This is a genomic window from Qipengyuania sp., from assembly GCF_048550555.1.
Taxonomy (GTDB): Bacteria; Pseudomonadota; Alphaproteobacteria; order Sphingomonadales; family Sphingomonadaceae; genus Qipengyuania.
The window spans coordinates 34,135-54,094 of record NZ_JBLYYF010000044.1 but is presented as its reverse complement, the minus strand read 5'-3'; the positions used below and the strand labels follow the sequence as shown (position 1 = coordinate 54,094).

At 64.5% G+C, this 19,960-nt stretch carries 15 protein-coding genes; 9 read left to right on the top strand and 6 right to left on the bottom strand.

Annotation, left to right across the window (positions count from 1 at the left end):
* Positions 1-27 precede the first annotated feature (27 nt).
* The 6 genes from ACN4E0_RS11945 (at position 28) to ACN4E0_RS11920 (ending at position 5,515) form a co-directional block, all read left to right on the top strand.
* Positions 28-678: an aspartyl/asparaginyl beta-hydroxylase domain-containing protein gene (locus tag ACN4E0_RS11945; RefSeq protein ID WP_419568120.1), complete on the top strand. Its 651-nt coding sequence runs from the start codon at positions 28-30 to the stop codon at positions 676-678.
* Positions 678-1,379 carry an aspartyl/asparaginyl beta-hydroxylase domain-containing protein gene (locus ACN4E0_RS11940; RefSeq protein WP_419568118.1) on the top strand — a complete coding sequence of 234 codons (702 nt, stop codon included), beginning with the start codon at positions 678-680 and terminating at the stop codon, positions 1,377-1,379. The genes ACN4E0_RS11945 and ACN4E0_RS11940 overlap by 1 nt, the downstream gene beginning before the upstream one ends.
* A 130-nt stretch (positions 1,380-1,509) precedes the next feature.
* The gene (locus tag ACN4E0_RS11935) at positions 1,510-2,727 is read left to right on the top strand and encodes an MFS transporter (RefSeq protein ID WP_419568116.1); all 1,218 of its coding nucleotides are present in this window, start codon (positions 1,510-1,512) and stop codon (positions 2,725-2,727) included.
* Positions 2,728-2,791: 64 nt separating this feature from the next.
* Positions 2,792-3,790 carry a LacI family DNA-binding transcriptional regulator gene (locus tag ACN4E0_RS11930; protein ID WP_419568115.1) on the top strand — a complete coding sequence of 333 codons (999 nt, stop codon included), beginning with the start codon at positions 2,792-2,794 and terminating at the stop codon, positions 3,788-3,790.
* A gap of 92 nt (positions 3,791-3,882) precedes the next feature.
* The gene (locus tag ACN4E0_RS11925) at positions 3,883-4,626 is read left to right on the top strand and encodes a hypothetical protein (RefSeq protein ID WP_419568114.1); all 744 of its coding nucleotides are present in this window, start codon (positions 3,883-3,885) and stop codon (positions 4,624-4,626) included.
* Positions 4,627-4,693: 67 nt separating this feature from the next.
* On the top strand, positions 4,694-5,515 hold the full coding sequence (locus ACN4E0_RS11920; protein WP_419568113.1) for an endonuclease/exonuclease/phosphatase family protein: 822 nt from the start codon (positions 4,694-4,696) through the stop codon (positions 5,513-5,515).
* 81 nt (positions 5,516-5,596) lie between these two features.
* Here ACN4E0_RS11920 and ACN4E0_RS11915 read toward each other — a convergent pair whose 3' ends face one another.
* Both ACN4E0_RS11915 and ACN4E0_RS11910 read right to left on the bottom strand, forming a co-directional pair.
* On the bottom strand, positions 5,597-7,090 hold the full coding sequence (locus ACN4E0_RS11915) for a glucoamylase family protein (RefSeq protein WP_419568111.1): 1,494 nt from the start codon (positions 7,088-7,090) through the stop codon (positions 5,597-5,599).
* A gap of 89 nt (positions 7,091-7,179) precedes the next feature.
* Positions 7,180-10,074, bottom strand: coding sequence for a TonB-dependent receptor (locus tag ACN4E0_RS11910; protein WP_419568110.1), 2,895 nt, complete (start codon positions 10,072-10,074; stop codon positions 7,180-7,182).
* Between the two features lie 321 nt (positions 10,075-10,395).
* Here ACN4E0_RS11910 and bglX point away from each other — a divergent pair, with 321 nt between their 5' ends.
* Positions 10,396-12,651: a beta-glucosidase BglX gene (gene bglX, locus ACN4E0_RS11905; RefSeq protein WP_419568108.1), complete on the top strand. Its 2,256-nt coding sequence runs from the start codon at positions 10,396-10,398 to the stop codon at positions 12,649-12,651.
* A gap of 10 nt (positions 12,652-12,661) precedes the next feature.
* Here the strand turns inward: bglX and ACN4E0_RS11900 are convergent, their stop codons facing one another.
* Together ACN4E0_RS11900 and ACN4E0_RS11895 are read right to left on the bottom strand one after the other, a co-directional pair.
* The gene (locus ACN4E0_RS11900) at positions 12,662-12,841 is read right to left on the bottom strand and encodes a hypothetical protein (RefSeq protein ID WP_419568106.1); all 180 of its coding nucleotides are present in this window, start codon (positions 12,839-12,841) and stop codon (positions 12,662-12,664) included.
* Complete coding sequence (locus ACN4E0_RS11895) at positions 12,832-13,815, bottom strand: sulfotransferase domain-containing protein (RefSeq protein ID WP_419568104.1); 984 nt, start codon at positions 13,813-13,815, stop codon at positions 12,832-12,834. Before ACN4E0_RS11895 ends, ACN4E0_RS11900 begins: the two co-directional genes overlap by 10 nt.
* A gap of 264 nt (positions 13,816-14,079) precedes the next feature.
* On the opposite strand from ACN4E0_RS11895, the gene ACN4E0_RS11890 reads away from it, so the two are divergent.
* Positions 14,080-15,660 (top strand): alpha/beta fold hydrolase, encoded by a 1,581-nt coding sequence (locus tag ACN4E0_RS11890; protein WP_419568102.1) that lies wholly within the window; start codon positions 14,080-14,082, stop codon positions 15,658-15,660.
* Between the two features lie 74 nt (positions 15,661-15,734).
* Here the strand turns inward: ACN4E0_RS11890 and ACN4E0_RS11885 are convergent, their stop codons facing one another.
* The gene (locus ACN4E0_RS11885) at positions 15,735-17,756 is read right to left on the bottom strand and encodes a glycoside hydrolase family 97 protein (RefSeq protein ID WP_419568100.1); all 2,022 of its coding nucleotides are present in this window, start codon (positions 17,754-17,756) and stop codon (positions 15,735-15,737) included.
* 365 nt (positions 17,757-18,121) lie between these two features.
* Positions 18,122-19,138, bottom strand: a complete 1,017-nt coding sequence (locus ACN4E0_RS11880; RefSeq protein WP_419568099.1) for an endonuclease/exonuclease/phosphatase family protein — start codon at positions 19,136-19,138, stop codon at positions 18,122-18,124.
* Between the two features lie 516 nt (positions 19,139-19,654).
* Between ACN4E0_RS11880 and ACN4E0_RS11875 the strand changes: the two genes are divergently transcribed.
* On the top strand, positions 19,655-19,951 hold the full coding sequence (locus ACN4E0_RS11875) for a hypothetical protein (protein WP_419568097.1): 297 nt from the start codon (positions 19,655-19,657) through the stop codon (positions 19,949-19,951).
* Positions 19,952-19,960 lie beyond the last annotated feature (9 nt).

Here is a 19,960-nt window from a genome sequence, read left to right as displayed (position 1 = left end):
GCTGCGATTGCATAGTTTTCGTCCATCATGCTGGGCTTCTGGAAGAAACGCAGAGAAGGCTTCGACAAGATGGCGTCGGACATCGCCGCCTGCTGCCGCGTCGCGCTGCGTTTCGACGAACTCGACGGGCCTGCGCTGATCGCTCGCCTTCCGCAGGAGTTCGACAATCAGCACCGCGAGGGGCGGCTGCGCGAGAAGTGGCACCTGCTCGACCAGCAGGGCGAGCCCATGCCCCTGCTTGCGCAATTCCCCGAGTTGGCGAGCATCTTCGATGCCTTCCCCGGCAAGGTCATCAAGGCGCACATCAGCCGCATCAGCGCAGGCTACGCGCTCAACATCCACCGCGACGGCATGCGCGAGGATGGCCGGCGCTTCCCGCAGTTCAGGATCTTCAACCGCACGCTCAGGATGCACATCATCCTGCAATCCAACGACTGCTCGTGGATCTATGCCGAAAAGCAGTTCTACCGCATGAAACCGGGCGAATGCTGGATGCTCAACAATCTGAAATACCACTCGGCGCTCAATGCGCATTCCAGCATCGACCGTTATCACGTCGTCTTCGATGTCGAGCCCGATGCCGAGACGATGCGCCTGCTCGACGAGGGCGAGCCGGCTCTCGGATTCATCGATCCGGCTCTGTTCGAACGGCACTGGCCCGGCGTGGCAATGCAATGATGGGTGCCTGGAACGCGATCGGGCGGCGCTTGCGTCCGTGGCTCGGCTCCCGCCCCGGCCGTTCGTACGAGATCGCCAGCGATTTCATCAAACTGGAATCAAATATTCCGGCGTGCTGCAAACTGCCACTTGCCGCGCCCGAGCTGAACACTGCCGCCCATTTGCGCAATTTGCCGAAGAAGCCCGACAACGCCCGGCTGGGCGGGCGCAACCGCCACAAATGGGCGCTCCGCCTGCCCGACCGCGGCGACCGCGAGATCCTCCGCCGCTGGCCCGAGATGACCGCCTTCCTCGACGCGTTCCCCGGCGAGTGCATCTATGCGCACGTCGCGCAGATGCTTCCCTCGGCCAAGCTCGGAATCCATCGCGACGGTGTGGACACCCAGGGCAACGTCCAGGAGCATTACGACCTGTTCAACGCCACGCTGCGGTTCCACCTTCCCCTGCAGACGAGCGACCACGTCCATGTCTATTCGGACGGACAGCTCTACAACATGCGCGAGGGCGAGATCTGGATGCTCGACAACATGAAGCCGCATGCCGTCGTCAACGACGATAGCAGCGTCGTACGGGTCCATCTCATTTTCGATGTCGTGCCGAATGCGGAGACCATGGCGCTGATCGCACAGGCCGATACCTCGCTCGGCTCTGGCGATCCGGAGAAGATCGCACGCTTCTGGCCCGATCGACGGGCGGCCTGACGGGGCGAAAGCCGACCGAGAGAAGGAAGGCTCCTCTTCCGGACAACATGACTGGACCGGCAAATCTGCGGGACCTAAGGCACGCCGGAATTCCAAGTCGCGGACATCGCCCGGGGGACATCGAAAACTCATGATCGCCCGCCCGTCCCAGCCCGATGGCAACCAGTCGACCAGATTTCTCCTGCTTTACGCGTTGGCCGCGGCCGGCGGTTCTGCATCCTATGCGCCCTTCCTGACGCTCATCCTGCCGCTTCGCGCCACCGATCTCGCGGGGACGAATGCCGTCCAGTTGCTGTCTACGGTGGCCTTCGTCGGCGCGATCGCCGCCAGCCTGGCGAACATCGCCTTCGGCTGGGCCAGCGACCGGACACGCAGCCGGCGCGGGTGGATCGTCGCCGGGCTGCTCGGCTCGAGCCTGCTCCTGCTGTTCATGGGCCAAGTGCGGTCGACCCTGCATCTCATCGTGCTGATCGCAGCGTGGCAGGTTGCGCTCAACATGATGCTCAATCCGCTGGCGGCGCTCGCCGGCGACCATGTTCCCGACCACCAGAAGGGCACGCTGGGCGGCCTGCTGTCCTTCGCACCCGGGCTGGGCGCACTTGTCGGCGCCATCGTGACGATCCCCGGGCTGGCCGACGGGCAGGCGCGGCTCGCGTTGATAGCCGTGATAGTGATGGCCATGGTCCTGCCGGTCGTCCTGTTCGGCTCGCCGCGACCGATGCCTCACCTGATGCAATCGGCTCTAGCGCCGCCATCGGACGCGGAAGAGCTCGAGCGGGCGAGGCCCGAACCCGCTTCCTCCCAGGTCTGGCGTATGTGGCTCGCGCGGTTGCTGGTCCAGGTCGCGGAGTCCGCGCTGTTTGCCTTCCTGCTGCTCTGGCTCCACGGGCTCGACGCGCGGTCGAGCGACAACACCGTCGCCACGCTTTTTACCGCCGTGCTGATCCTGGCCTCGCCGCTGGCCATCGTGGTGGGCCGCTGGTCCGACCGGATGGCCCGCCCGATGCTCCCGCTCGTCGTGTCTGCGTTCTGCGGCGCGTTCGGCCTGCTGGTCATGGCGCTGTCGGACGGCACGCTGGGCGGAATTGCAGGCTATGGCGTCTTCGGCATCTCGGCTGGGGTGTTCCTCGCACTGCACAGCAGCCAGACGCTCCGCGTCCTGCCGCGACCCGAGAACCGCGGACGCGACCTCGGCTTCTTCAACCTGACCAACACCGTGCCCTCGCTGATCATGCCCAGCATTGCGCTCACCATGATCCCGCTGTTCGGCTTCCATGCGTTGTTCCTCCTGCTCGCCGTACTGGTCGCGATAGCAGGGGTACTCCTTGCCCTCGGACGGGCGCGATGACCCGAACGACGGCTCCGTTTGGCGATACGGCGCGCATCGGCTACGGTCTGCAGGTGGCGGGAAAATGGTAACTATCAGGGACGTGGCGAAGGCCGCCGGGGTCTCGGTCGCGACCGCGTCGCGAGCGCTCAACGGTCTTTCGAATGTGACCCGGGAGACCCGCGAGAAGATCGAGGGCGTTGCCGCCCAGCTCAACTATGTCCCGCATAGCGGTGCGCGCAATCTGACGCGGCGCACCACCGACACGATCGGCGTGATCCTGCCCGATCTGTTCGGCGAGTTCTTTTCCGAGATCATTCGCGGGATCGACCTGGTGGTGCATGGCGCGGGCAAGAGCCTGCTGCTCGGCAATATGCATGGCAGTGCCGACGAGACCGGGCAGGCGATCCGGTCGATGCGTGGCCGGGTCGACGGACTCCTCGTCATGCCCCCCAACTCCAGCGCCGATTCGATCGGCGGCGCGCTGACACAGCACATCCCCACGGTGCTCCTCAACGCACGCGCGGTCGACGGTGCGTCACCCTTCGTGACGGTCGACAATTACGGCGGCGCGCGGCTCGTTACCGAGCACCTGATCGATCGCGGAGCGCGCAAGATCGTCCATCTCGCCGGTCCGGCCAGCAACCACGATGCGAGCGAGCGCCTGCGCGGCTATCGCGACGTGCTGAGCGAGCGCCTGGGCGACAAGCACCCGATCGTCCTGCCCGGCAATTTCCGCGAGGATGACGGACGCGCGGCTGCCCGCCTGCTGCTGACCGGAGAGCAGGCCTTCGATGCGGTCTTCGCCGCCAACGATCTCATGGCGGTGGATGTCATGTCCGAAATGCGTGAGGCGGGTGTCGACGTCGGCCGGGAAGTCCTCGTCGCCGGTTTCGATGACATTCCGCTGGCCCGCTATGTGACCCCGCAACTCACCACGGTGCATTCGGACATCACGCGCCTCGGCTCGGCCGCCGCGCTGATGCTGCTGCGGATGCTGAAGGGCGAAACGCTCGGCGCGGAGCATGGGCTGACAATCCCGCCGACGCTCGCCATTCGCGGATCGACCGCCGGAACCGGATAAGCGCCCGGCATGCGGGTTTCCTTTCCCGCGCGATCATGCCAGACAAAAATGTAACCGTTTTCTTTTGCAGCGGCAGAACAAGGGACGCAGCGATGTACCGGCACTTTTCCCGATGGTTGGTGATGATCTGGGCGGCGCTGGCGCTGCCCGCCTGCGCGCATGGCCAGGCCCTCGAAATGACTCCGGCCCCAGAGACCGGGCAGCACCCGCAGGCAGCGCTCGATGCCGGTGGCTATCGCTACCAGTTGTTCCTGCCTCGCGGAGCAGAAAGCGATACACAGGGCTGGCCGCTGATGATCTTCCTGCACGGCTCGGGTGAGCGTGGCGATGACATCGACAAGGTGAAAGTGCACGGCCCGCCGAAGCACGCCGATGCCGATTCCGATTTCCCCTTCATCCTGATCTCCCCGCTGCTTCCCGCCGAAGAGGACTGGGACCTGGCCAAGCTGGACCGCATCCTCGACCATGCCGTCAGGACGCTGCCGGTGGACCCCGACCGGATCTACCTTACCGGGCTCAGCCGCGGGGGCCACGCAACGTGGCGCTGGGCCGCTGCCCAACCCGAGCGGTTTGCCGCCATTGCGCCGGTGGCGGGGCGCGGCGATCCGGCCACGGCCTGCGCGCTCAAGGATCTGCCCGTCTGGACCTTCCACGGCGATCGCGACGACGTGGTCCCGCCCGAGGGCAGCTTTGCCATGGCGCGCGCGATCCGCGGCTGCGGCGGCCGGATCAGCCGGCTGACGATCTATCCCGACCTGGGTCACAATGCCTGGGACCCGGCCTATGCTGACCCGGCGCTGTACCTCTGGCTTCTGGCGCATCGCCGCGGCGAATAGTCGGATTCGCGCCCTATTCGCCCTTATAGGCCTCGCCGCGGCCGCCCTGCTCGCCGGATGTGCGCATATGTCGCAGCAAGGGAGCGTAGCGAGCACCCCGCTGCGCGCGATGACCTACAACATCCGGCTCGATCTTGAATCGGACGGAGCGAATTCGTGGCCGAACCGCGGGGACATGGTCGCGCAGCTCGTGCGGCACGAGGCACCGGATGTTCTCGGCATGCAGGAGGTGCTGCTCTCGCAAAAACGCGATCTCGAAGCCGCCTTGCCCGATTACGCCTTCGCCGGCGTGGGTCGCGACGACGGTGCGGAGGCGGGCGAGTTTTCGCCCGTCGGATGGCGACGCGATCGCTTCGATCTGCTCGATACAGGCACCTTCTGGCTCTCGCCCACGCCGTCGCGACCCGGCAAGGCATGGGACGCGGACTACCCACGCATCGCCACCTGGGCAGTCTTGCACGATCGCTCGAGCGGCATGCGTCTGCACGTGCTCAACACCCATTTCGACCATGTCGGCAGCGTCGCTCGCGAGCGCAGCGCAGGTTTGATCGCCGACTGGTCGGCCGAACACGTTCGCGAAGGCGCGCGCGTCATTGTCATGGGCGATTTCAATGCCGCGTCGGGCAGTCCGCCGATCGCGCTGCTTGCCGATCGCTCGCGGAGCGGTCTGCGCGAGACCGGCACAACCAGTCGCAGCGGGCACTACGGCCCGCCCGGGACCTTCAACGGCTTCCGGATCGACGCCGCCGCGGCCCCGGCGATCGACCATATCTTCGTGTCCGACGGTATCGAGGTGCTGCGTCACGCGACCGTCACCCAGCACTGGGAAGCGCGCCTGCCGTCCGATCACTATCCGGTCGTTGCCGACCTCGAGTTGCCCGCACATTGAGGCTCGTGCTTGCCATGCTGGTCGGCTTTCTGCTCGCAATTATGCGACGAGGCCGACTAGAACCTCGCCGCGCAAGAGTAGCTATTGGGGCTGCGCCTGTTCCAGCCAGCCGCCAGTGAAACCGAGCTTCTCGAGACCGACGCGAATGTGCGGGTTCTTGCGCATGGTCTCCCACACGATGCCGCTGCGATGATTTTCCATCATCGCCAGGATCGGCCCCTGGTCGATGCCGAGATGATCACTGGCCACCCAGCCCTTTTCGGGATCGGTTTCGCCGCTGCGTGACCCCGCCTCGACGAAGGTAAAGCTGGGATTGATCGCGTCCCTGAACCCGTATTTCCCGTAGATACGCCCGCCATAGCGTTCCTTCATCGCCATGAGCGCGGCGATGGTGGCCTGGGGCGCAAAGGGAATCGATCCGCCGGCAGCGGTCGGGACGATGGTGCCGTCGTCGCGCACGCGGATCGCACTGACGCCGCGCGCCATATAGGTGAAGAAGGTGCGCGGCTGGCCGTTCACCGAATATTCGCCCTTCGAATCCTTCGGCCCGTCCGAGGCCGTCCAGCCCCAGATGTCGCCGCTGTAATCTTTCCAGTCGTTCGGATTGTCCGCACCATAGGCGCGCTGGCTCAGGGTCGCGCGGCGGCTGTTCTCGAAATAGTCGATCCCCTTCCCGCGCATGAAATCATCCTGGATTCCGCGGAAGTCGATCCAGACATGGCTGTATTGGTGGCCGAACAGCGGCTCGAACTGGAGGTGTTCGTAGCCGTAGTACGTGCCCCAGTCGTTCTTGAGCTGGGCTGCCCAGCCCTTGTCCCAGGCATCCTTGCCCACCGGATGCGTCGGCGAGGCGGCCGCGAGGACATAGACCAGCATGCCTTCGTTATACCCGATCCAGTCGGACTTCTCCCAGCCATCCTCGGGCTTCCAGCCCATGGCGATGCCGTGCGAATTGTCGAGATTGTTGGCCTGCGTGCCGGTGGTGTTGCGCTGGGCCCAATCCCATTCCACACGCCGGTAGATCTTTTCCGCCAGATCGCGGATCTCCGCTTCCACCGGATCCGCGCGATCGAAATAGCTCTGCGCGAACAGCGCCCCGCCGAGGAACAGGGTGGTATCGACGGTAGAGAGTTCGACCGTCTTGAAACGGGTGCCATCCTCATATTTTAGGAAGTGGTAGAAGAAGCCCTTGTACCCGGTCACGCCGCTTTCGGCGGAGCCTTGCGGAGCATTCCAGTAGAAGGCCAGGCAATCGCGCGTGCGCTCGGCCGCTTCCGCGCGCGAGACATATCCGCGTTCGGCGCCGATGCCGTATGCGGTCAGCGCAAATCCGGTCGCCGCGATCGAGGAGAAGGTTCGCGACGGCCAGCGATCGGGCGCAAGGCATCGCTCGGTGTCGGTCGTGTCCCAGAAGTAGCGGAAAGTCCGCCGCGTCAGGTCTTCGGAAAACGCTGCCTGCGCCGAGAAGCTCGCCACTTCGAACCCGGGTTCCGCTTGATTTTCGAGAGCTTGATGCATGCAGCCCGAGACCGCCAGCCCGAGACCCAATGGCGCGAGGATGTTCGAGATCTTCATCGGATATCGGCTCCTCACATTTTTAGTTTGTTGCTCGACAGGGCGTCCCCTGCCGAGCGCGACCCAAAGGGCAGGGATGCCCGAGGATATCAGAAGCGCACTGCCGCGCGGAACTGGATACGGCGAGGAAGCGTCAGGATGCTGTTCCCTTCGATGGCCGGATCCAGAGGATCCGTGGCGTTGAAGAACCCGTCGAAACCCGAATAGTTGGTGTTGTCGAAGGCATTGAGCAGATCGACGGCGAGCTCGATCTCTCGATCTTCACCGAAATTGATGAACTTGGCGAGCGTGAGGTTGACTTCGCAGAACTGGAAGATGCCATCCACACAGGTCTTTTCGGGATAGGCGGATGTGATCCGCAATTGCCCGTTGTCGAAACCATTGGTCGCATCGGTAACCTGGTAGGCCCGACCGCTGCCGAAGGTGCTCAGCGTCGAGAAACGGAAACCCAACGGCAGGTCGACCAAGCCTGAAAGCACCACGCGGTGCCGCTCATCGCCCGGACGAGGACGCCAGCCATAGGAGTCCGGTACGGTGCCATCGAGGCTGAAGAGATCGTTTCCGTTCTGCTCGCCCTTCGAAAGCGTGTAGGCGATGTTGAGGCCCCAGCCGGATCGCGGAGTGTAGTTCTTGTCGAGCGTGAAGTAGAGCGCCTTGTAGCGCGTATCGAGCCCGTCGTAACCGATCAGCACGTTGGCATAACCGAAGGGCACCACCGGGGAGGTATCACAACAGTTTCCGAGACCTTCGTCCCGGCGGGTGGCGAAGAGGTGGGTATATCCGTTGCGTCCGCGCTGATAGGAAGCGGTCACCGAAGCTTCCCAGTCGCCGAAACGATGGCGGACACCGAGGCTGAACTGGTCGTTCACCGGCGGCTTGGCGTTTTCCGGCACGGCAAAGAGCTCGGGAAGGCCGGATGTCGACGTCTCGCGCAGCGTGATAAGACCTTCGCGGGTCAGGTAACTCGGGTCCCAGGCGACCGTCGGCAGGCCGTTGCGAGGGGAGCCGTCTTCGGAAAAGCGGAAGACACCGACCGGATTGCGCTGACGGGCGATCTCGTCGACCGTGTTACTGAAGGTATTGCGGTCGTAATAGCGTCCGGCCCCGCCGAAGATCACCCACGTCCGGTCGCCGGTGAGATCGTAGGAAAATCCGATGCGCGGAGCGATGGCGCCCATGAAGGGGTCGCGCTCGGTTCCGTCGGTGATGTAGTCCTCGGGATCGAAGTAGAAGGTCGATGGGAGCGCTCGCAAGGCGGCCGCTGCCGAGGCCGGCGTGATGTAGTCGTTGTTGAAGCCATTGGTCTCGTAATCCCAGCGAACGCCGAGATTGAGTTCGAGCCGGTCGGTGACTTGCCAGTCGTCCTGAATATACACGCCGAACGACGTATTGGACGCGGTAATCAGCGAGTTGCCGAGGCCCAGACGCGCTTCTCCCGGGAAGCTGAAATCGAGGTTGTTCGCTTCGTCGACGAAGAAGGTATAGCGCGGCTGAACGAAGGCGCGATTGTCGAATTCGATATCGAGCACCTCGACGCGCGCACCGAACTTAATCGTATGATCGTCCAACGCCGAATAGGTGAAATCGTCCCGGATCGTATAGCTTTGCTGTTCCTCACGCCGGGTCGAATCCTTGCCGCCGAAGGTCAGAACGCTGATGTACTGGAATTGGGGAAGATCGGGGTTGATCGACGTCGGATTGAACACGTAGTCGATCATGCTGGCGCTGAATTCGTTGACGAAATCATCACCGTTATAGGTCCACTTGAACAAGCCGGAATCGACGCGGTTCTTCTTGTTCTCGGCAGATTCGAACGATGTTTCGCCGCCAAAGTTCTGGATATCGGTTTCCTCGCGGCGACTGAAGGACAGATCGAATACCTGGCGATCGTCCGGTGTCAGAGTCAGTTTGCCGAAATAGAAATCGCCCCGGAAGGGACTGACGAAGGCGCCTTCGAATTCGCTCACGGAGCGGCCAGAACTGGCTTCGAACTGCGACCGAAGTTCGGGAGAACCGCCCGCGATGACGTTGAAGGCCCGATCCTGATCGTTGCCTTCATAGGCAGCGAAGAAGAACAGCCTGTCCTTGACGATCGGGCCACCAAGCGAAACGCCATACTGCTTGCGCTTGAAGGGCGGCTCCGGAAGGTTTTTCCGTTCGTTGATGGCGTCGATCTCGGTCAGGCTACGGTCGGTATACTGACCGAACGCCTCGCCGTGGAATTCATTTGTACCCGACTTGGTCACCGCGGTGACGATGGCGGACCCCGCCTCCTCGTATTCCGCCTTGTAGTTTTGCGTCAGGACGCGGAATTCCTGCACGGCCAGCTGCCCGAACGGATTCCCGCGACTGTTCTGCTGACCGGCGACGCCGCCTTCGCGCAGCTTGTTCTTAAGACTCACGCCGTCAATGAAGACATTGACCTGGCTACGGGTGGCAGCGCCCGACTGAATGCCCTTGTCGGTCTCGCTGTCGAGATAGACCACGCCGGGCGAAAGAGCTGCGAAACTGAGGAAATTGCGATCGGTCTGGGGGAGCGACTTGATTTGCTCCTGCGAAACGCTGGCGCTGACCTCCCCGCCCTGCGCCGACCGGACACGGCCGCCGGTCACGATGATCACATTCTCGCCAGCCGCGGCGGTGTCAGCATCGGCGGCCTGGCCCTCGGCAAGGTCGAAATCGAACACGGCATCCTGAGCGACGCGGACGTCGAACTGGTCGGTCCGGCGGGTGCCGTCGACTGTCGTCACTTCAAGCCGGTAGGTCCCAGGACGCAACGACGCGAAGAAATAGCTGCCGCTTGGGCCGACCGATACGGTGCGGCTCGTTCCGGTGCCGACCTCAACGGCCGTCACGGTGCTGGATTCGTCCGCCCCGGTGATCGTCCCGCGTAACGACCCGCTCGTATCCTGCGCATGGGCAGGAGCTGCTAGGCCGACCGCCAGCGCTCCGGTCGCGCAGCCGAGCACGAGCGCCGAGGCCATCCGACCCGCCACGGACATACGATTCTTACGCGAAAAGAACATTTCCACTCCTCCCCAAACAGACCCGATTCTTGGGTGTTTTTCGAGGCCCGCACCCTCTTGCAGGGGCTGGACCATCTTTATTTGTGAATACCCTTGTAACCGGTTTCATTCGACCTGTATAGCCTTGTTGCACGATCCCGGCTCGGGCTGCCCGAGCACGACAAGAAGCGGATCGATCGATAATATCGCGATGGGGAGGCATGCATGCGCAAGGCTCGAGCAATTCTGACGGTGGCAATTCCAGTTCTGGTCGGAGCTTGCGCCGCAACGATTCCGCCGGTGGCACAGGCCGCGGCGCCTTCCACCGATGTCACGGCGGTCGTCGAAGACCACGCCACGCCCGCGTGGGCCCGGCCCGACGCCAAGATGGACGCCTTCATCGACGACCTCATGGGGCGCATGACGCTCGACGAGAAGATCGGGCAGCTCACGCTGCTCACCAGCGACTGGGAATCGACCGGTCCGACGATGCGCGATACGTACAAGCAGGACATCAAGTCGGGCCGGGTCGGCGCGATCTTCAATGCCTACACCGCGAAATACACCACGGAGCTGCAACGCGTCGCGGTCGAGGAAACCCGGCTCGGGATCCCGCTGCTGTTCGGATATGATGTCATTCACGGGCACCGTACGATCTTCCCGATCTCGCTCGGCGAAGCCGCCAGCTGGGACCTGCAGGCGATCGAGAAGTCGGCCCGGGTCTCGGCCCAGGAAGCATCGGCGGAGGGGATCCACTGGACCTTCTCGCCCATGGTCGACATCGCCCGCGACGCGCGCTGGGGACGCGTTTCCGAAGGGGCCGGGGAAGACGTCTATCTCGGCGGGAAGATCGCTGCTGCCCGTGTCCATGGCTATCAGGGCGACGATCTGCGCGCGACCGACACCGTCCTCGCCACCGCCAAGCATTTCGCCGCTTACGGCGCCGCGCAGGCGGGGCGCGACTATCACACCGTGGACATTTCGGAGCGCACCCTGCGCGACGTCTACCTGCCCCCGTTCGAAGCGGCGGTGGACGCGGGCGTGGCCAGCTTCATGACCAGTTTCAACGAATATGACGGGGTTCCGGCAAGCGGCAGCAAATACCTGCTGACGGACGTGCTGCGCGACCGCTGGGGTTTCGACGGCTTCGTCGTCACCGACTATACGTCGATCAACGAGATGGTGCCGCACGGCTATGCCAAGGATCTGGAACAGGCGGGCGAGCAGGCGATCAATGCCGGCGTGGACATGGACATGCAGGGCGCGGTCTACATGGAGAACCTCGCCAGGTCGGTAGCAGAAGGCCGTGTCGACACGGCAACGGTCGATCGCGCGGTGCGCCGCATCCTCGAAGCGAAGTACCGTCTCGGCCTGTTCGAAGACCCGTACCGCTATGCCGATGCGGAGCGCGAGAAGGCGACGCTCTACAAGCCCGAATTCCTCGAGGCGGCACGCGACGTGGCCCGCCGGTCGATGGTGCTGCTCCGCAACCAGGGCGATGTGCTGCCGCTGGCCGCAGGGGCTAAGAAGATCGCCCTTGTCGGACCCCTCGGCGACAGCAAGCCCGACATGATCGGAAGCTGGGCCGCGGGCGGCGATCGCCAGACCCGCCCGGTGACGATCCTCGAAGGCCTGCGCGCGCGGGCGCCCTCGGGCACGACGGTCTCCTATGCCAAGGGCGCATCCTATGATTTTGCCGCCGCGGGGAACACCGACGGCTTTGCCGAAGCGCTCGCTCTGGCCGGCAAGTCGGACATCATCATCGCCGCGATGGGCGAGAAATGGGACATGACGGGTGAAGCCGCGAGCCGCACTTCGCTCGACCTCCCGGGCAATCAGGAGGCCCTGCTCGAACGCCTCGTCGCGACCGGCAAGCCCGTCGTGCTGGTGCTCCTCAGCGGGCGCCCCAATTCGATCGAATGGGCGTCGAAGAACGTGCCGGCCATCCTCCATGCCTGGTATCCCGGCACCCAGGGCGGCCATGCCGTCGCCGACGTTCTGTTCGGCGACTACAACCCTTCGGGCAAGCTTCCGGTGACCTTCCCGCGCACCGTCGGCCAGGTCCCGATCCACTACGACATGAAGCACACCGGGCGGCCGATCGAACTGGGTGCGCCGGGCGCCAAATATGTCTCGCGCTACCTCGATACGCCCAACGATCCGCTGTACCGCTTCGGCTACGGCCTCAGCTATACCGACTTTTCCTATTCGCCGGTGACGCTCAGCAGCCCGAGCATGGGCCCGCGCGGGTCGATCACCGCCAGCGCCACCGTCACGAATACGGGCAAACGGGCCGGCGAAGAGGTCGTGCAGCTCTATGTGCAGGATCTGGTCGGTTCAGTCACCCGACCGGTACAGCAGCTCAAGGGGTTCGAGAAGATCCTGCTCCAGCCGGGCGAAAGCCGCACGGTGACCTTCGAACTGCGTCCGGAAGACCTCGCCTTCACCCGCGCCGACATGACGCACGGATGGGAACCGGGCGAATTCCGGCTGTGGATCGCGCCCAGCTCGGGCGCTGAGGCGAGCTCGCCGGTCGGCTTCACCCTGACCGAATAGCGGGCATGCTTCACTTCGCCGGCGCGATCATGGTGGCGCTGTCGCTGCCGGCCTGAAGGACAAGCTGGTCGTTCTGCGCGCGCAATATCGCGACAGCGACGGCCCCGCGGTCGGCGACCCGTGGACCGCGGGGCAGAAGAAGGGGCTGCGCGATGCGGAAGCCGCCGCAGGGCTTGCCCATCACATGCACCAGGGCCGGTCGCCGGCGTCGATCCCCGGCGGCGAGTGCCTCGCAGCGCCGCTCCGCCGATGATCCAGCTCGGCCACGGCATGCGACCCGGCGGCGAGCCAGGCGCCGCATTCGAAGGACAGGTTTCGGCGCACCGCCTCTTCGTATTTGTGCACTTCGGCAGGGGTCAGCACATCGCGCCAGCGACCGTTGACACCCTTGTTGATGAAGGTCCGGCCGCCACCCTGCCACAGCGCTCCGCCGAGCGGAGCGGACGCATCGGCGTGCTCCTTCATCCAGGCGAAGCTGGAATGTTCGAGGATCGCGGACCAACGCTCCCTCGGCACCTGAATCTCGAGGAAATCGGCGATCCGCCGGATTTCGCCTTCCATGTCGCGCTTCAGGTCGGCAAAATGGACCAGCAGCACATTGGGCAGGCCGCGGATGTCCCACCAGCTGCGCACGTTCTCCCAGAATGGCCAGAAGGGATGGCCGTCGCGGTCCAGCCAATCGTGGAAATAGTCGCGAATATCGGCTGGCGGCGGTTCGATCGGCGGGCCGACGCGACCCGGCGTGTCGTTGAGCGCCGCATAGAACGCTTCGTTGGCGGTGGAATGGTGGTGATACATGCTCCACAGCACGTCACGGCCATCGCGGCCGATGTAGATGTAACGCGCCTGCTCCGAAAACCGCAGCGCGTCCACCGGCAGGTGAGTCTTGATGAAGCGCCGGTGCGTCTGCGCCTCGAGGAGCGCCAGCTTCTCCGCCTTCGAGGGCAAGCGCAGGTCGACCCACGGCGACATGGCCGCGATAGGCACATCGGCCGCGCCCTGGAAGATCAGCTGGCCGACGATCTGTTGCGTCCAGGTGGTTCCCGATTTCGCATAAGTCGAAATGACCACGTCGTCGGGACGGAAGACGAAATCGTTCCACACCGTGGAATCGAAATGGTGATTGTGCATTTCGCGCGTCTTGCGCGGGTAGGTCGGTGTCATGACGGCTCTCCGGGCAAGCAGGGTCATATGCCCATCAGCATGGGTGAAAGCGGCGCGAACAGCATGAAGCCGCTGCACAGCAGTGCGGTGAAGAGGCGGAGCAGGCAGCGGCCCTGCTTTGCCAACGTGTCTTCGGGGGTCATCGGTCAACTCCTGTCATACGGCGAGATTGCCGTGCAGGGGTATTGAGCTGTGAGCGTGTGAAGCAGCGTGAGAAGCAACGTGAAAATTGAGTCGCGTGCGGAAACATCGTATTATCCGGCGATGAAGACGCCGCAGGGCACCGGGCTCGAGCTCCGACTGATCGGTCCGATGGCGCTCCTGCGCCAGGGGAGCGAGCTGCCGCTGCCCGCCTCACGCAAGACCCGGGCCCTGCTCGCCTATCTCGCCATCACCGGTCAGGCCGAGAGCCGCGAACGGCTTTGCGAATTGTTCTGGGAAGTACCCGACGATCCCCGCGGAAGCCTTCGCTGGAGCCTCAGCCAGCTGCGCAAGGTGCTCGAGGAGGATGCCGGCCTGCTCGATGCCGGACGCGAGCGGGTCGCATTCCGTCCGCCGAGCGGGGCTTGCGATTGGCATCGCCTGCGCGACGCCGCAGCAGACGCGAACGGAGACATCGGCACGGCAGTTCCGATCGACGGAGACTTGCTGGAAGGACTGGACCTGCCTTCCTGCGACATATTCCAGTCATGGCTGGTTGCCCGCCGGGAGGAATTGCGGCGCTGGAGAATATCCTTGTTGGCCCGGTGTGCGGCCAATGCCGAGGACATCGAGGTCCGGATCGAACAGGCGCGCGGCTGGACGACGATCGACCGGTTCTCTCCGGCCGCATGGCAGGCGCTGGTCGGCCTTCTCGACGAGGCAGGCCGCGTGGACGAAGCCGCGCAGCAGCGTGCGATCGCGATCCGCCTGCTCGAGGAAGCCCATGAGCCGGTCCCGCTCGTGTTGCGCTATCCCGGCCACAGGGGGAGAGAGGAAACGACGCCGGGCACCGGCGCGGCCCGCCAGCGCATCCGGTTCTGCCGCTCGGCCGATGGGACCGGGCTGGCCTATGCCATCAGCGGCAGCGGGCCGCCGATCGTCAAGACCGCCAACTGGATGGGACATCTCGAGCTCGACTGGCAGATTCCCATATGGCCGCATTGGTTCGACACGCTGTCCGAAGGGCGGACGCTGGTGCGTTACGACCAGCGGGGCAACGGCCTTTCGGACTGGAACACGACCTTCAGCTTCGCCGCCTATGTGGCGGACCTCGAAGCCGTGGTCGACGTGGCGGGCGTCGAGCGCTTCGACCTGTTCGGCGTATCGCAGGGCGCGGCCGTCGCCGTTGCCTATGCTGCCGCCCATCCGGAGCGCGTGCGCCGCATGATCCTGTTCGGAGGCTTCGCGCAGGGTTGGGACAGTCGCGGCTCTCCGGAAGACCGCGCGCGACACGAGGCGATGATGACGCTGACGCTGCAGGGGTGGGGCCTGGACAATGCCGCCTATCGCCAACTGTTCACCTCGCTGTTGCTGCCCGACGCAACCCCGACAGAGCAGGATGCGTTCAACGACATGCAGCGCCATGCCACCTCGCCGGTCAATGCCGTGGCCATCCAGCGCGAGAATGCGCGTATCGACGTCCGCCCGCTCTTGCCGCGGCTCGGCGTGCCCACTCTCGTCGCGCATTGCCGCGAGGACGCCATGGTCCCGTTCGCCGCCGGTCGCCTTCTCGCGTGCGAGATACCCAACGCGCGCTTCGTGCCGCTCGACAGCAGAAATCACTTGCTGCTCGCAAGGGAGCCGGCCTGGCTAAAGCTGGCGGCAGAGATGCGGGCCTTCCTGAACGACGAGTCCCAGGGCTAGACCGCTTTAGGTGGCGGATTCCCGACTCCCAGAGTACCGCCTAATTGCTGCGTTCGGCCACGGCTGTCGCCCTCTTAGCGCGCCGGGCGGAGGGAGACCGCGAAGCCGCCGCCCGCCTCCATCGCGAGCATCAGCGCATCGCCCCCACGGACCGCGCGCTTCTCCCGCACCATGGCGAAACGGTCGCCATCGATGCCGCCCCCGGGCCCGTCGCGCCAGATTTCGGCAGTGTATCGCTTGCCGGCGGGCAGGAAGGACAGGTCGAGCGTCACCTCGCGCCGGTCGCCGTCGGTGACGCCGCCGAGCCACCAGTCGCTGCCTCCGCGGCGCTGGCGAGCCACCACCGCGTATTCGCCGATCTCGCCGGCAAGTACCCGCGTCTGCTCCCAATCGACAGGGACCTGTTCGATAAAGGCGAGCGCCTCGGGCGCCTGGCGATAGTTCTCGGGCAGGTCGGCCACCATCTGGAGCGGCGAATAGAGCACCACATAGAGCGCCAGCTGGCGTGCGAGCGTGTTGGGAAGCAGCCGCCCGTCACGACCGGCAAGACTAACGATACCCGGCGTGTAATCGAGCGGTCCCGAGAGCATCCGCGTGAACACCAGCGTGGGCTCGTGGCTCGGCGGGTTCGGCGGAGCGCCCCAGGCCATGTATTCGGTACCCCGCGCGCCCTCGCGCGTCATCATGTTGGGATAGGTGCGCCGCAGGCCCGTGTCCTTGATCGGCTCGTGCGCGTTGACCGCGATGCGGTGCTCGGCCGCACGCTGCGCGACGAGAACGTGGTGGCGCGCCATGTACTGGCCGTCATGCCATTCCCATTGCTCCGTTCCGTCGGGGTCCTCGCGGAGCACACCGCCGGCATCGGCGACGTAACCCGTCTTGACCGAATGGATGCCGTGCTTCTCGTAATAGGCCAGCGCCGCCTCGAGATTACGCTCGTATAGCCCCGCATTGCCCGCGGTTTCATGATGGCCGATAATCTCGACGCCCTTCTTTCGCGCATAGGCTGTCACGCGGTCGATATCGAAGTCGGGATAAGGGGTGGCGAATTTGAAATTGCGCCCGCTCTCGCTCCACCACCCCTCGTTCCAGCCCTCGACCAGGACCGAACTGAAACCGTGCTGGGCGGCAAAATCGATGTAGTCGAGCGTGTGTTGCGTCGTCGCGCCGTGCCGCGGCCCTGCATTCCAGCTCCATTTGTCGAGATGCATCGCCCACCAGATGCCGACATATTTGTGCGGCTTGACCCAGCTCACGTCGCCGAGGCGATTGGGGTCGTTGAGATCGAGGATGATGTCGGCAGCGGCATAGAGGCGGGGCGCGTCCTCGGCGATCAGGACAGTCCGCCACGGCGTGTTGAATGGGGCGGTCCGGCGCACCTTCCACGGCTGCGAAGACGGTGCCAGCCGGGTGCGGAAGCGCTGCCCTTCGACCCGTTCGAGCCAATAGCCCGAATAGTCCTCCAGCGCCGCTTCGTGGATGGCGATGTGCAGCCCGTCGGCGCGGCGGAAGGTGATCGGGGTATGCGCGGTCCCGACTTCGCTCGCGGGGGTATGGCGATAGAGATATTCGTAGCGGTTCCACTCGCCGCCCGGGATCCACCAGGCCTCCGCCTGCCCGGCGATGGCGAATTCGGTGAGCTCTTCGTCGACCATCACGTCGCCGAGCTGGAGCTGCTCGGGAAATTCGAACCGGAAGCCCACGCCGCCATCGAACACACGGGCGACGAGATCGATGCGGCGCTTGCTCTTGCGCGTTTCGATGATCGGGACACGAATTTCATTGTAGCGATCTTGGACGAGGCGGCGTTCGCCCCAGGGCTGTTGCCAGGTTTCGTCATGGCTGCGCGCGACCGCTTCACCGAGCTGCATCCCATGCTGCCACTTGCCCGCACCCCGCAGCATGAAGCCGAGGCGTGAAGGCGCGATCACGTCCCCATCGTCGCGCTGGATGCTATAGGTGGCGTCCCTCTCGACCGTCTCGAGCGCGAAGCAGAGCCGCCCGTCGGGCGAACACTGGCGCTCCACGTCGCTAGCCTGCGCTGCGAGGGCGGAGGGGCCGAGAAAGGCAAAGAGTGCCACGACTGCGCGCAGCACGGTGCGACCTGCTACACCTGACTGTCTTGCCCTCACCGTTCTCTCCTTGGGGATATTGCGTGGCAGGCATGAGGTATCGTCGATCTTCATGCAACCGGTTACATGATTGTCGGGAGGACCCAACGCGCACGAGTTCGAGGCATGCGAGGCGAGGCCAAGCACGCATTACGAGGATAGTAGAGGGAGGTGGCGGAGCAGGAGGGATGCACAATAGTTTGTAATATCGAGTAAATTTGCACAGATGAAGCCGCTGCCATACTCCGCGCCAACTTTGCGTTTTGGTCCGCTACAGACCGCTATGGACTGTAGGTCAGAAGTCTCAGCGTCTGCAAAGGGGCCGCAAGTCGACGGTCCGCTTTTGGTCATCAAGAGGCAGAAAGGCGAAAGCTCACCATGAATCCGGCGTGATCGGAAAGAGATTCCTTCCCATTCACGGGAAATGGTACCGCTGCGCCCATCGCCTCGAAATACGTCCGGTCGCCATCGCGCGTCAGGATCATGTCCTTGTTGCGCGCGACAATGGCATCGACCTCTTCCAGCGAGGTATCGTCGATCATCAGCGAGGCGAGCATGTCCTTCAGCGTCTCGTGCGACCTGTCGCCCAATGGCGGATGGGCTCTGAATGCCGCGATCCTCGCCGGGACGGTCCCGACATTGGTATCGCCCCCGAAGATTGTCGGCGTGCCCTCGCCGATGGCGCGATCGATTATCTTCCTCAAGCTCAGGACCTGAAAGGCTTGGGCCTGGTCGGCCCTGTCGGGCGCAACGTGAGTCGACTTACGCGAATTGAGGTGCGTATTGACGACAGCAATCGGTTGATCCTGCCCCGGGACGGACACCCAGGCGATCAACACGCCTTTCGAGGCCAGGCAGTCGAAGCCGGCACAGGCGCCGGAGGGGAAACCGACCTGCGCGACCCGCAGGATCGGATAGTCGGAGAGGATCAGCAGACCGCTGTCGAACACCGCCGCACTGCTCTCGCCGCGGTCCCAGCGCTGGGCGCCGGCGTAGGCCTCGCCCAGCGGGGCTGCAGGTCCGGGCGACACCCGCACGGGCCCGCGCGTCAGGTAGCGATATCCGGCCTGATGCGCGATCTCGCGCGCCTGTTGGGTAAATGCTTCCTGCAGCAGCACGATACGGGGCTGGCGTCCGGTCGCCCGCATGTCCGCCAGCCGGTCGGCGATGGCGGCGACGGCGCCCGCCCGGCCCGACACGAGCGGCCAGGGCTGCGCCTTGATGTTGTAGGTCATGACGGAGAAATCCCCGGCTTCTCCAACCGGAGGGAAAAGGGTCGGAGCAGTCGTCCCCGTGGCTTGGGGGAACTGCGGGGCCATGGTGACCAGAGCCAGCAGCATCCATCCGATCGCGCGCCAAACCGACATTCCCACTCCTGCAGCTGCTTGCACGAGTGAGACGCTGCCGCCCGGCTATTCCCGCATGGGCAGCGCCCCCATGCGGGATTGGCCCGGCGAGACCGTCTTGCCTTGGAAACGACCGAAACCGGGGAGTCATGGTCCATGCGGCTCACAGTGATACGCCTTGCAGGCCCAATCGTCGGTGCGGCGGCCTGTCTCGCAGCACCCGCTGCTGCTCGGGAGGGTGCCGCCGGTATATCTGGACCCGGCGTGAGGTCCGAGGTCGATTATCGAGTACCGCTCCCCATCGACTCGGCGCGACAGCACGGACTCGCTGCCCAGTGGGATGACAGCGCGCTATACCTGTCGCTCGATCATCGCCGCGTCGGGAGCAAGGAAGATGACCTGCGCCTTGTCACGACATGGCCTTGGATGCGACGCTATGCTCTCAGAGGGCGATACGAACACGAGATTTCACCGCACCTTTTCGTGTCGCTCGGGGGGGAGCTTGGCTACGCGAAATCGGGATCTGCCGCAGGGCCCTTGCTGACGCGGCGGACCGCTTCATTTTCGCACGAGCTCGGCCTTGCGCTCGCGGCGCCGGGCGTGCAGCTATCGCTTTCGCACTTCCGCCTCGGTGGCTGGGACCAGGCACCGGCCGGGGAGCTGGCCAATCGCATGGCCAACGGAGAAGGTCTCTCGCGATACGGCATGGCGATCAAGGCGCAGTTGGTCGGAGCGGACGAACGGGACGGCTTTCACCTACGTTTCGAAAACGGCACCTCGGGCGTCAGGGCGAGCGACAGCCGCGCCCTGATCTCCTGGTCGACGAGCTACTGACATGCTGGC